Origin of the sequence: Flavobacterium sp. 1355, from assembly GCF_017833415.1 — a bacterium.
Classification (GTDB): Bacteria; Bacteroidota; Bacteroidia; order Flavobacteriales; family Flavobacteriaceae; genus Flavobacterium.
In genome coordinates this window covers 125,269-138,753 of the sequence record NZ_JAFICC010000009.1, presented here as the reverse complement: position 1 = coordinate 138,753, position 13,485 = coordinate 125,269, and the positions used below count along the sequence as shown (strand labels likewise).

General features: G+C 33.8%; 8 protein-coding genes. 6 read left to right on the top strand and 2 right to left on the bottom strand.

What is annotated here, in order from left to right; translation table 11 throughout:
• Nucleotides 1–189: 189 nt before the first annotated feature.
• On the bottom strand, nucleotides 190–6,702 hold the full coding sequence (locus JOD96_RS13160) for a carboxypeptidase-like regulatory domain-containing protein (RefSeq protein WP_209564700.1): 6,513 nt from the start codon (nucleotides 6,700–6,702) through the stop codon (nucleotides 190–192).
• Nucleotides 6,703–6,831: 129 nt separating this feature from the next.
• Between JOD96_RS13160 and JOD96_RS13155 the strand changes: the two genes are divergently transcribed.
• From JOD96_RS13155 to JOD96_RS13135, 5 genes are all read left to right on the top strand, one after another.
• The gene (locus tag JOD96_RS13155; protein ID WP_209564699.1) at nucleotides 6,832–7,521 is read left to right on the top strand and encodes a tetratricopeptide repeat protein; all 690 of its coding nucleotides are present in this window, start codon (nucleotides 6,832–6,834) and stop codon (nucleotides 7,519–7,521) included.
• A gap of 57 nt (nucleotides 7,522–7,578) precedes the next feature.
• Complete coding sequence (locus JOD96_RS13150; protein ID WP_209564698.1) at nucleotides 7,579–8,934, top strand: UDP-N-acetylmuramate--L-alanine ligase; 1,356 nt, start codon at nucleotides 7,579–7,581, stop codon at nucleotides 8,932–8,934.
• Between the two features lie 178 nt (nucleotides 8,935–9,112).
• On the top strand, nucleotides 9,113–9,802 hold the full coding sequence (radC, locus tag JOD96_RS13145) for a RadC family protein (RefSeq protein ID WP_209564697.1): 690 nt from the start codon (nucleotides 9,113–9,115) through the stop codon (nucleotides 9,800–9,802).
• 2 nt (nucleotides 9,803–9,804) lie between these two features.
• Nucleotides 9,805–10,491 carry a YjjG family noncanonical pyrimidine nucleotidase gene (locus JOD96_RS13140; protein WP_209564696.1) on the top strand — a complete coding sequence of 229 codons (687 nt, stop codon included), beginning with the start codon at nucleotides 9,805–9,807 and terminating at the stop codon, nucleotides 10,489–10,491.
• Nucleotides 10,492–10,493: 2 nt separating this feature from the next.
• Nucleotides 10,494–11,237 (top strand): hypothetical protein, encoded by a 744-nt coding sequence (locus JOD96_RS13135; RefSeq protein WP_209564695.1) that lies wholly within the window; start codon nucleotides 10,494–10,496, stop codon nucleotides 11,235–11,237.
• A 15-nt stretch (nucleotides 11,238–11,252) separates the two neighbouring features.
• Here JOD96_RS13135 and JOD96_RS13130 read toward each other — a convergent pair whose 3' ends face one another.
• Nucleotides 11,253–12,530, bottom strand: a complete 1,278-nt coding sequence (locus JOD96_RS13130; RefSeq protein ID WP_209564694.1) for a replication-associated recombination protein A — start codon at nucleotides 12,528–12,530, stop codon at nucleotides 11,253–11,255.
• A gap of 154 nt (nucleotides 12,531–12,684) precedes the next feature.
• On the opposite strand from JOD96_RS13130, the gene JOD96_RS13125 reads away from it, so the two are divergent.
• Complete coding sequence (locus JOD96_RS13125) at nucleotides 12,685–13,446, top strand: rhomboid family intramembrane serine protease (protein ID WP_209564693.1); 762 nt, start codon at nucleotides 12,685–12,687, stop codon at nucleotides 13,444–13,446.
• The last annotated feature ends 39 nt before the right edge of the window (nucleotides 13,447–13,485 follow it).

Sequence of the window (13,485 nt, the reverse complement as noted above, 5' to 3'; positions counted from 1 at the left end):
ACAGATTTTTAATCTGTCGGGTTTTTTGTTTTTAAATTTGCTCACTTAACAGAAAGTATTATGAAATTTATTGTCACCCTGAGCGAAGTCGAAGGCTCGTATACTGAAAAGGGCTTCGACTTCGCTCAGCCTGACAAAAGGATAGATTATATGCGCTTGTTGGAATTTGGAATTTATTTTTTGGAATTTTTACTCAACTTTTACACGAATTCCTTTTGTATGACTGGAAAATTCCGGCGCATACATACTTTGGATTGTTGTAATTCCGTTGGAGAATTCGCCACTGTTATTAACGCGGATGTCATATTCTAAAACATAAGTTCCCTTATTGATGTAGTCAAAGAATAAATGTGTTGCCGTATCTTTTGTACTCATATAATAACCCAGGCCATCTTTATATTTATATTCTGAAAGTACATTTACAGGCTCGAAACAGGAAGCACGCATGTCTTTCAGATGTACATATTCGGTATCTTCTTTAGAAGTAATAATTAATCTTACGGTTACCAGATCTCCGATTTGCAGCTTGTTTTTTGAAGTTATTTTTTCTAATTGATCTCCCTTTAAAGTATTCTTCTTAAGATACAATTCTTTTGAAACCGATAAAACGCCCCCTGAATTATTTTTTATTTTATCCAGATCTTCAAAATACTGCCAGTAAACACCACCAAAACCCGGAACTTTTGATTTGTTTTCTATGCTTATTACAGCCATTTCTTTTTTGACTTCATCGGCTTTCCAATTTAGTTTAATATAACCGGTTTCTGCTTCTTTTTCATTTTCGGTTAATTTTTTGGTCATGATTTTCTCATCTCCTAATTTAATAATAGTATTGTCTTTTACAGATAGCCAGTCGGTTCCCTGCATCAATAAAGCATAAATAGCTTCGGTAGTAGACTTGGTTGTTGGCCAGTTTTTGGTTTGCTTGTTTTTTAACAGCCATACTTTCATGGCATCTACAGATTTAGTATCATTGCTTACTTCGGCAAAAGCCTCAATTAATAAAGCCTGAGTTTCTATTGGCGCTTCATACCAATACCAGCCCGATTTGTTGACAATCCAGTACATTCCCCAGTCTTCATTTGAAGATGAAGTTTCCTTTAGGCTTTCTATTATTTTTTTTGCAGTTTCCTTTTCACCATAGCGATTCATTGTTAAAGCTGCAAGTCCTTTTTCGTAGAGAGAATAAGACAGCCAGTCTTTTTTGGCCGATTCCAGATATAATTTAGAAACCTTTTTTAAAGTATCTGAAAGCGGATATTTTTCTAAGTAAAAACTTCTGGCATATAGAGCATGCAAATCGACATTGGCTTGGAGCCAAATTAGTTTGTCTCCTTTTTTTAGATTTTTGGCTCTTGTTTTATAATATTCCAAAAACTTTTGGTCCAAATACGCAATTCCGGTTTTTGCTATTTCATCTATTTTAGAAAGATTATCAGAACTTTTATCCAGTTTAGCCAAATGACCTAAACCTGCCAGAATATGTCTTGTAATATATTCGCTTTCATAACCACCGTCAAACCAGCCAAATCCTCCGGATGCTTTTTGTTTCTGTTTTAATTTATTGAAAGCAGTTTCCTGCGAAGTTTTCATCTTCTCCAGGTCAAATAAAAGTCCTAAGTTTTTCTTTTTTTCATCTTCATCTTTTGCATCATTCAGCCACGGTGTTTCAGCAAGAATTAGTGATTTTAATTCTTCATTTGTCTCCAGTTTAGAATTAAGTTTTCCGTTTTTTCTCCAGTTTTCAAAAACGGTTGCAATTTTTGGATTACCCGAAATGATTGCCGCGGCCAAACTATTAGCATAAAATCGTGCAAAAGTCTGTTCAGCACATTCATGCTCATATTCTATCAAATAGGGAAGGGACTGAATCGCAATCCACGAAGGGTTTGATGTGTATTCAAATGTAAACTGATGATTTTTTAAACTTGTCGAATTATTGTTTTTAAGATTCTCAAAAGTGTATTCTTTTTTAGAATTCTCACGAACCCAAATCGGAATACTTTCTGTAACCAGCATATTGTTTGTTAAAACCGGAATTATATTTTCTTCTCCGTCGGTAAAATTATCTGCTTTCGCAACAATTTTGTATTGTACACCTTGCAGACCTTCTGGAATAGCAATTGTCCATGATGCAGTTGTGTTCCCAAAAGGATTAATAGTGAAATTTTTGATGTTATTTGCATTCAGCATTTCAGCATCAACGGGTTTCATTGTGACGGCATCAAAAAATTGCAGCATCGCGATTCCTGTTTTAGCCTCATCGGTCATATTTGAGATTTTGGTGCTTATTACAATCGTGTCTTTTTCTCTGAAAAAGCGGGGAAAATTTGGCAGCACCATTAATTCTTTTTGAGTAACAACGCTTTTCTCTAAATAACCGGAAACAGCATTTTTATTATGTGCCAATAAACGCAGTTTCCAGGAGGTCAAAGCTTCCGGAGAAGTAAAATTAAAACTTACATTTCCTCTTGAATCTGTTTTTAAGTCAGGAAAAAAGAAAGCAGTTTCAGAGAGATTCTTTCTGGCCTTCACCTGAGTCAAAGCCTCCATAGCTTTTTTGGTTGTAATTATAACTGCACCATTTACACCTTTGCTTCCGTATAATGCCGTTGCTTTGTCTTGTTTTAAAATATCCATAGAAAGAATATCCGATGTTTTTATCATTTTGACTTTCTCTTCTGATACAATTTCTCCGTCGACAACATATAATAATTGTTGGTTACTATTCCCTGTCGCTGTTCCGCGAATAATTATTTTATCCGAAGGTGACGCAGTTATTTCGATTCCGGCTGCCCTTCCGGCCAAAATTGATGCGGTGCTGAGGCCGAGGCTGTCATTTTCACTATTGGTTATATTTCCTGAAATTTTTAATTGTGAAACAGATCCGGTTACAGACATTTTTTTCTGCATGCCATAACCTGTCACAACAACTTCTTCCAGCTGACTGGAATCCTCTTCAAAAATAACATTAACAATTCTTGTATCCGTTACTTTAACAGATTGTGGCTTAAAACCAATAAAAGCGAAGACTAGTACCTCACCTTTTGCTGCTTCAATTTCGTAGTAACCATCAAAGTCACTAGACGCAGATCTTTTGGTGTCTTTGATAAAAACGCTACAGCCGGGAATCGGTTCGCCCTTTTCATCTGTAATTACGCCCGAAACCAGTTTTGCGTCTGTAGGTTTTTTGATTTTTTTGTTAAGCTGTTTTATATATTGGTTTTGCAGATAAACAGAATTTTGGTTGTTAAAATCAAAATCAAACCACATCAGGTTAATTGATTCATTATCAAATTTAATTCCTTTTATATAGGAGTTTAGATTCCTAAAAGCTGTATTTGTATTCTGGAATCCAATTTTAGATTTGTTGTTGGCATAGTTATAAGTATATTTTTCTATTTGTAAACCATTCCAGTTTTGTGAAGTAAACTGATCCAGAGAACTGTCATACATAGAAGCCAAAACTTCGGCTTCTTTTTTAGCATTGTTGCCTGTAAGCTGAAACGACCATTTTTCATCACTTCCGGGTTGTATTTTATTTCTAAAACTTTCTATTTTCCATTCCAGTTTTGGAGTAATGTTTTTAAGCATTACGGTAAGTTCTTCGCGAAAAGGTTGGTTTTCAAAAATGCTTTCAAAACCTAGTTTTACCAATTTTTCGAATCCATTTTTCAGAGGGATTTTTACAATCGTTTCATGATTCTCAAGATGAGAGGTTTCATCAAAAAACATATTATTCTCATAATGTCCCATGACAGAAACATACAGTTCGGGAATTACAGATTTTAATTTTACCTGGACAAAGCCATCTCTTTTAGGATCCTGATTAATTTGTTCTGCGGTAAATAATTTGCCGGTATTAAACTTGTCCTTGCTTTGTATAAGTTTAAAATTCTGAGCAGTTTCAATTGGATTATTAAAACTGTCATTTGCGCTAAAAACAATTTTATAACTGCCCGATTTATAATCGGAGATAAAGTCGAGTGCGATTTTTTTATCTGTTTCTGTGTTTATCTTTTTTGAGTAAACTAAAATTTCTTCCGGTTTATGTAATGGATTAGAATTATCTTCAAAAGGGAATAATTTCTCAAAATCAGCATCAGAAATGGTTTCTATATCTGGTCTGGGCCAAACTCTCTTTTTAAATTTGTTTGGAAACGGCTGAACATAATAAATTTTGAGTTCACCCTTGACGGCTAAAAATTCGCCATTCAGATTAGTGCTGCTCAGCATGATTTCGTTTTTGTTTTTAGTTTCAATTTCATTAGGTAACGAAACGTTGAGTACCAGATCATGATAACCTGCTTTTATAGTGGTTGTGGCTGTATGGGTTTCTCCATTAATATCAGTAACCGAAACTTCAATTTCATAATTAAAAACCGGTAATTGTTCTTTTATAGAATTTGCAGTCGGCTCCGCAATAAAATCAATTGTAAACTTGCCCGATGCGTCTGTTTTGGTTTCGCCAACAGCCAGTTCTTCATTTTCTTCACGTCCGAAATAATTTCTAAAATAACTTACAAAACGTTTTACGGTGTACGTTACTTTTGCATCAGAAACAGAACTGCCGGCAAAAGCTATGGCTGAACCATTTACTTTTATGGGTTTATTAACCTGAAAACTTTCTTTTTTTGCGTCAAAAGCTACTTCAAATTTAGGACGCTTGTATTCTTCGACTCTAAAATCCAGATAAGAATTTTCAAAGGTTACAAAATCCCAAAACGGATGTTCCTCTTTTGTCGAATCATATGTAGCGTCTTCCTCATAATTCATAGGTTTTTCGGCCTCAATTTTAAAAGTGCCTGTTAAACCATCTTTTGGCAGTATAAACTCGCCCCAGAAAGAACCAAATTCATTTGTGGTTACAGTAAAGCTTTTGGTCTCACCGTCAGGACTTTCAATATTAATCTCAAAAGCCATTTTAGGCACTACGCTCGTAATATTGTTGTTTTTTTGAAAGGCAATACCTTTGTAATAAACCGTTTGGCCGGGGCGATATATGGCACGGTCCAAATAAAATTCTACCTTTCCGGAGAGGTCGTTCTTTTTTTCCGTTTCGTAATCCTTGTTATATTGAACGTAGTTTTTAGTAATCAACAGCGTATCAGTTCCTAAAGACAGTTCGATATTTTCGTTGTAATTATCGTTTTTTTTCTTGTAAGAAGCAATGCCATTTTTATTGGTTTTAATATCAAAATTATTTGATTTTAGGGTCACATTTTCTAGTGGTTTTCCTGTTTTTCGGTTCAAAACCTGAAAAGTTTCCCTTGCATCATTTTGTGAAGCTAATATCGAAAAATCAGAAATAGTAATAGTTTCATAGGCAAATGCCTTTTTGTCATCCTTGTCTGACTCACTTTCAAAATAAACCAAATAAGTACCAGTTTGTAAATTAGGCAAAAGTACTTCTGTGGAATAATCGAAATAATCGTTTTTGTGTGTTAAATTGTAAGATACAGAAGCAACTGAGTTTTTGTTTTGAATGATTTTTGTAACTATACTGTCCCTCTCAGCATAACGTTGGTTAAAACCGACCAATTGTTTATTGTTAATTTTAAAAAATGAAACTTTTAGCAGGTCAATGTTTTTGTACTGAATATATGCTCTTGTATTTTCGTTATTATAAGTGTATTTCTGAAGTAGAATATTTAGCGATTTTGCAAGAATACTTTGTTTCAGAACTAATGCTGATTTGTATGGATTAGAGCGATTATTGAGTTCCAAAATACTGTCCAAAATAGAAATAGCCTTAATTTTATAATCCGGATGTAATTGTTTTGATGCCTGTTGTGACAAAAAAGTTGCCTTTTCTAACTGTATTTTCTGAATTATAATTTTGTCTGTTGTGCTTTTTTGAAGTTTGACCAAAGCATTTCTGTAATCGTCATCATTTTGGAATAAATTGTTTTTGCAAAATTCTATGCGCAAAAACTGATGTTCAGCAGATGGATTGTTTATTTCTTGTTTTTGGTATAAAGAAAGTACCAATCGTAAGTATTCATTTTTTATAAAATCTAAATTCAGTTTAATAAACTCAGCAGATTGGCCATAAAGTTCTTTTTGGCACTGCAGAAAACTGTTTTTTTGAATTTCCTGATTGTATATTTTTGGAGTATAGAATGTTATGTTTTCTTTTAAAACATATTCAAATAAATTTTTGGATTTAAATTTATCCGCAGAAGAATAGTCAAAAATAGATTCATAATCTGACAGTGGTGTACTTTTTAAAAGACTTTCGTTTTCAAGTGTAACTTTCATCGCCTTATTGATCTCGTCAGTAAAGTTTTTCTCAGACCAGGTCAAAAAATCATTGCTCACTGTGTCAATATTAGTACGCTGTTTTATTTTATGCTCATTTCGGGTCAGACAATCGTTAAGGCATTTTGCATAAACCAAATTCAGAATAACCTTTGATGGGTTTGAAACACGATTAATTTCTCTTTTTAAATTATTTATAATCTTAGTCTGCGCATTTTCTTCCAGAACCTGGATGTATTTGGATTGATAAAAAAAACACTTTATAATCTGCACATCATCATGGTCTGCGATTGCATTTTTATAAATTTTAGTCACAATTTCAGAAGCAGACTTTGTTTTGCCTTCAGTTTCCAAAGCCACAACTTCATCCCATCTTTTATCTGTTTTTTGCGCAAATAGTGTTGTAGAAAGAAACAAGAGTACAAATAGTATATTTTTCATCGGTTTGTTTTTATACATAGAGTATAATTTTAATAGAAAGGTTGGGAGGAGTTAAAATATTTTTCGTACAAATTAGTAATTTATATCTAAAAGCAAATTATGCATTCTATATTTCGCTATTTTTGAGTTATGAAACAACTAACAGCCCTTTTCTTGTTTTTGCCTTTCCTGCTATGGCCGCAATCTGGTTTGGAGAAAGGAGAGAAATTGTTTCAGGCTAAAAAGTTTGACGAAGCACAACTTTTCTTTGAGGATGTTTTAAAAACAAAACCAGCAGATGCAAAAGCAATAGAATACCTGGGTGATATCGCTGCGCACAAAAAATCCTGGCAAAAGGCGATAAAATATTATAAAAAACTCAAAGAGCTAAAACCTGCGGATGCCAATAATTATTTTAAATACGGAGGAGCTTTGGGAATGCGGGCTTCAGAAGTTAATAAAATCAAAGCTTTGGGAATGGCCGACGAAATCAGGGAATCTTTTGAAAAAGCGATAGAATTAAACCCAAAACATGTCCAGGCCCGCTGGGGTTTGGTTGAATATTACCTTCATCTTCCGGGTATTTTTGGCGGAAGCGAATCCAAAGCCATTTTCTATTCAAATGAATTATTAAAATTATCACAAGTTGACGGTTATTTATCCAGAGGCAAGATTGAAGAATATTTTGACAGATATGCATCGGCTGAAAAATATTATATAAAAGCACACGAAATTGGCAAATCAAAAACTACATTTCAAAAATTATATAATTTATATTTGAACAAATTAAAAGACGCTAAAAAAGCGCATGAACTAAAACAAAAATTTGAGTCATCATAGCCAAATCTTAACTGTTACGGTTAGTAATTTTGGTTTTTTATAAAAATTAGAATTTAAATGAAAACACATTTCATCGCCATTGGCGGAAGTGCTATGCATAATTTAGCCTTAGCATTGCATAATAAAGGATATCAGGTCACAGGAAGTGACGATGCCATTTTTGAGCCATCAAAATCAAGATTAGAAAAAAAAGGAATTCTTCCTGCAGAAATGGGATGGTTTCCCGAAAAAATCACGGCAGATCTTGATGCGATAATTTTAGGAATGCACGCAAAAGCTGATAATCCTGAATTGCTGAAAGCGCAGGAATTAGGTTTAAAAATATATTCGTATCCGGAATTTTTATACGAACAATCTAAAAATAAAACCCGTGTTGTAATTGGAGGTTCACACGGAAAAACAACAATTACCTCAATGATTTTGCATGTAATGCATTATCACAATATTGCGGTCGATTATATGGTTGGAGCACAGCTGGAAGGTTTTGACACTATGGTACACCTTACAGAAGAAAATGATTTTGTGGTTCTGGAAGGAGATGAATATTTGTCATCTCCAATTGACAGACGCCCAAAATTTCATTTGTATCAACCCAATATTGCTTTGATTTCAGGAATTGCATGGGATCATATTAATGTGTTTCCAACGTATGAAAATTATGTAGAGCAGTTTGAAATTTTTATCGAAAAAATTACAAATGGCGGAATCCTGGTTTATAATGAAAATGACCCTGAAGTAAAACGCGTATCAGAAGCCGCAACAAATCCAATTCGTAAGTTAGCCTATCATACGCCGGAATATACGGTTAGTGACGGTGTTACACTATTAAAAACTCCGGAAGGTGATATGCCGATAGAAGTTTTTGGTGCACATAATTTGAATAATCTTGCCGGCGCAAAATGGATTTGCCAAAATATGGGTGTTGATGAGGCTGATTTTTATGAAGCTATTGCAAGTTTTAAAGGAGCGTCCAAACGTTTAGAAAAAATTGCCGAAGGAAAAGGAAAAGTAGCTTACAAAGATTTTGCACATTCGCCAAGTAAAGTAGCAGCAACTACAAAAGCAGTAAAAGAGCAATACCCAAACAGAACTTTAGTTGCCTGTTTAGAACTTCATACATATAGCAGTTTAAATGCAGAATTTTTAAAAGAATATGAAGGAGCCTTAGAATATGCTGATATTGCAGTTGTTTTTTATTCTCCCGATGCTGTAAAAATTAAGCAATTGGAGGAAGTAACTTATGAGCAGATTGCTAAAGCATTCAACAGAAAAGATCTTGTAATTTATACCAATCCTACTGAATTCAAAGAATATTTATTCAACTTGAATTTAGATAATTCAGCACTCTTATTGATGAGTTCAGGGAATTATGGAGGATTAAATTTTGATGAAGTTAAAGGATTGATTAATTAGAGAATTAGTCAATTAGATAATTAGATAATGTGTCAATTACTGCTGTAGTTGGCACTTTTTTTATTTATAATAGTCATTATCTAATTTCTAATCGGCACATTAATTAATTTAAAATAGGTAATATTAATTTGAAAGATTTTTCTTCTTTTTAATATCTTCGCTCCTTGAAATTTATATTATGAAACAATCTCATTTTTCCATTAAAAACTGGTCTGATGATGACAGACCCAGAGAAAAATTAATGCTCAAGGGAAAAGATGCTTTAAGCGATGCCGAATTAATTGCAATTCTTATTGGATCGGGCAGTCGTGATGAGTCTGCTGTAGACTTGAGCAAACGTATTTTGTTCAGTGTTGATACTCTTAATACTCTGGGTAAAATGTCGATTTCGCAATTAATTAATTTTAAAGGAATAGGGGAGGCAAAAGCAATAACCATTATTGCTGCTCTCGAGTTAGGACGCCGTCGCAGAGCCGAAGATGCTGTAGAGTTAACTAAGATTACCTCCAGTAAGAATGTTTTTGAGATCATGCAGCCTATAATTGGCGAACTCGCACATGAAGAGTTTTGGGTGCTTTTTCTTAATAATTCGAACAAGGTTATTTCGAAATCCCAGTTAAGTAAAGGAGGGATTGCAGGTACAATTGTAGATGCACGTATGGTTTTTAAGTTAGCCTTAGAAACGGGTGCTACTAGTCTGATTTTATGTCACAATCATCCTTCAGGAGCCTTGCATCCGAGCGATGCCGATAAAGCAATTACAAAAAAAATAAAGTTGGCAGGGGAAAGCTTAGATGTTAAAGTTTTGGACCATTTGATTATTACTGAAACAAAATATTATAGTTTTGTAGATGAAGGAATTTTTTAATTATGAATACCAACATTACAGATATATTTTTTGATTTAGATCATACGCTGTGGGACTTTGATAAAAATTCACAAATGGCTTTTGACCGTATTTTTAAAAATAATTTCGGAACAATTAAAATTGAGGATTTTATTGCGAAATATATTCCAATAAATCATGAGTGCTGGCGATTGTACCAGAACGATCAAATTACTCATCAGGAATTACGTTACAACAGGCTCAAGCTTTCTTTTGATGCTTTGAATTATTCAATGTCTGATGAAAACATTGATCAGATTGCCAATGATTATATTGAGTTTTTAACAGACAACAATTACCTTTTTGACGGCGCTATTGAGGTTTTAGAATATTTAAAACCAAAATATAAATTGCATATTATTACCAATGGCTTTGCTGCTGTTCAGGAGAAAAAAATAAATAATGCTTTACTTTCGGGTTATTTTAGTACTGTAACAAATTCTGAACTGGCTGGTGTGAAAAAGCCAAATAGTATTATCTTTGATTATGCAGTTAATATTGCTCAGGCCTCTAAACAAAATAGCATTATGATCGGCGATGATCTTGAAGCAGATGTAGATGGAGCATTAAACGCCGGGTTAGACGCTATTTTTTTTAATGTTAGAAATATTGAAGCGCCAAAAAATTACAAACAAATAAATCACTTATCAGAACTTAAAAAATATTTATAATTATGAGAATTAAACTTTTATTGATTGCGCTTTTAGTTTCTTTTGTCGGATTTTCACAAAACATCAATGATTATAAAGCAGTCATTGTTCCATTAAAGTATGACTTTTTGAAAACTGACAATCAGTACAGATTGGCAACAATGACAAAATCAAATTTAATTAAAGCGGGTTTCCAGGCTTTTTATGCAAATGAGGAGATTCCGGCAGATTATGCAGATCGCTGTCAGTTGCTGTATATTGATGTAAAAAGAGATAATGGCTTTTTAGTGACTAAACTCTATGTTGAGTTTAAAGATTGCTACGGAAAAGTGGTTTATACTTCTGAAGTAGGAAAAAGCAAAGAAAAGGATTATGAACTGGCTTACAGAGAAAGTCTTGATTTGGCTTTTTTATCTATAAATAAACTGCATTATAAATATAGTGGAAATGCTGTTTCAACATCTGCAAAAACTGTTCCTTCAACTGTAACTACTGCGGTTGTTGCCACAAATAATGTTGCTTCAACACCCGTAGCAGATACTTCTGATCCAAATTTATTATACGCACAGCCAACAGAAAACGGATTTCAATTGATTGACAAAACACCCAAAGTAGTGATGAAACTTCTTAAGACATCACGTCCGGATTCTTTTATTGCGATAAAAGACGGGATTCAGGGATCTTTAAATGCTAAAGATAACCAGTGGTTTTTTGAATATTATCAAAATGATAAATTGGTGTCTGAAAAAGTTTCAGTTAAATTCTAAAAATACAAATTTGGTTTAATAGCCATATTTATCTTTCCAGCGGTTCTTTAAGAATTCGCGGTTGCTATTCTCTCTTGAATTGCTTCCCGGATTATAAAGAACCGTTTCTTTTATAGCATCAGGAAGAAATTCCTGTTCGGCAAAATTATTGGCATAATCATGCGAATATTTGTAATCTTCACCATAACCCAATTCTTTCATAAGTTTTGTCGGAGCATTACGCAAATGAATTGGAACGGGCAAATCTCCGGTTTGTTTCACTAATTGCTGAGCATTTCCTATTGCCATATACGAGGCATTACTTTTTGGAGAAGTTGCGAGATAAATGGCGCACTGGCTTAATATAATCCTGCTTTCCGGATAACCAATAGTCGAAACTGCCTGAAATGTATTATTTGCCATTATAAAAGCAGTAGGATTAGCGTTTCCGATATCCTCACTTGATAAAATAAGCATTCTACGGGCAATAAACTTTACATCTTCACCTCCCTCAATCATTCTGGCTAACCAATAAACCGCACCATTTGGGTCACTTCCGCGAATCGATTTTATAAAAGCAGAAACAATGTCATAATGCTGTTCTCCTGTTTTGTCATACAAAACAGTATTTTGCTGTACTAATTCTAAAACACGATCATTTGTAATAACAACTTCATCACTTGCAGATGCATTTACAACAAGCTCAAAAATATTCAATAATTTGCGCCCGTCTCCGCCGGAAAGCCTTAATAAAGCCTCTGTTTCTTTTAAAACAATATTTTTTGAAGCCAGTTCGACATCCGTTTTCATAGCACGATGTAATAGTGCTTCAAGGTCATTTTTGGTAAAAGCATTTAAGATATAAACCTGACAGCGGGATAATAATGCCGGGATAACTTCAAAGCTGGGATTTTCTGTTGTAGCGCCGATTAGTGTAATCCAGCCTTTTTCTACAGCCGCTAAAAGGGAATCCTGCTGTGATTTGCTAAACCTGTGAATCTCATCAATAAATAAAATAGGGTTTTTGGCAGTAAATAGCCCACCGCTTTGTTTTGCTTTATCGATAACATCACGAATATCTTTTACACCAGAATTTATGGCGCTCAAAATATAGAAAGGCCTTTTTGATTCTTGTGCAATAATTTGTGCAAGTGTAGTTTTCCCTGTTCCCGGCGGTCCCCAAAAGATCAAAGAAGGAATTATTCCTTTTGAAATTTGTTGCGTCAATGAACCATTTGGGCCAACCAAATGACTTTGACTTATATAGTCTTCTAACTTTTGTGGGCGAATACGCTCTGCTAAAGGTGCTTCCATATTGTAAAATTACTATTTTCAGATTTATTTTAAACAAATTTTGTATCGTATTAACTTTTAGTTTAGTAATTAGTTACGATGGCTGACAAATTATCAGTAAATTATATTTGGATAGTTTTTTGATGTTAATCCTTTTGAATTAATTGTTTTGTTTATGAATGAGAAGGACTTTAAATTTTCAAATTCCGTAGTTGGACTTCCGGCTTTTTTTGTGCTTTTTCTATGGATGATCTATTGGTTTCAAATTCGGTTTAATTTTGATTTCTATCAAAACGGAATCTATCCCAGAGATTTTTCAGGTCTGCAGGGAATTTTATTCAGTCCTTTTATTCATGAAAATTTAGAGCATTTATATAATAACTCAATTCCGCTTTTGGTATTGCTGGCCGCATTACGCTTCTTTTATCCAAAACAAACTTTTCCGGTTATTATTTATGGAATCTTATTTTCGGGTTTAATAACGTGGATTATAGGACGCGAAAGCTATCATATAGGAGCCAGTGGATTGATTTATGTTTTAGTAAGTTTTATTTTCTTTAAAGGGATTCAAACTGGTTATTACAGGTTAGTGGCGCTGTCTTTTTGTGTTGTCCTTCTTTATGGCGGAATGATTTGGTATGTTTTTCCAGAAGTTGATAATGCTATTTCCTGGGAAGGACATCTGGCAGGATTTATAACTGGGTTTGTACTTACTTTGTTTTATAAATCCCCCGATTATGCCCGGCCAATTGTATACGAATGGCAAAGGCCGGATTTTGATCCTCAGGAAGATGCTTTTATGAAACACTTTGATGAAAACGGAAATTTTGTTAACACCGAAAAGGCTGAAGAAGAAAATGAAGAAATTAATTTGAATTATTTCAATTCAGATATGGAGGTTAATTATATAATTCGTAAAACAAATGAAAGTGATTAAACACTATAATTGAGTCTATTGCCGAAGATATTGTAAAAT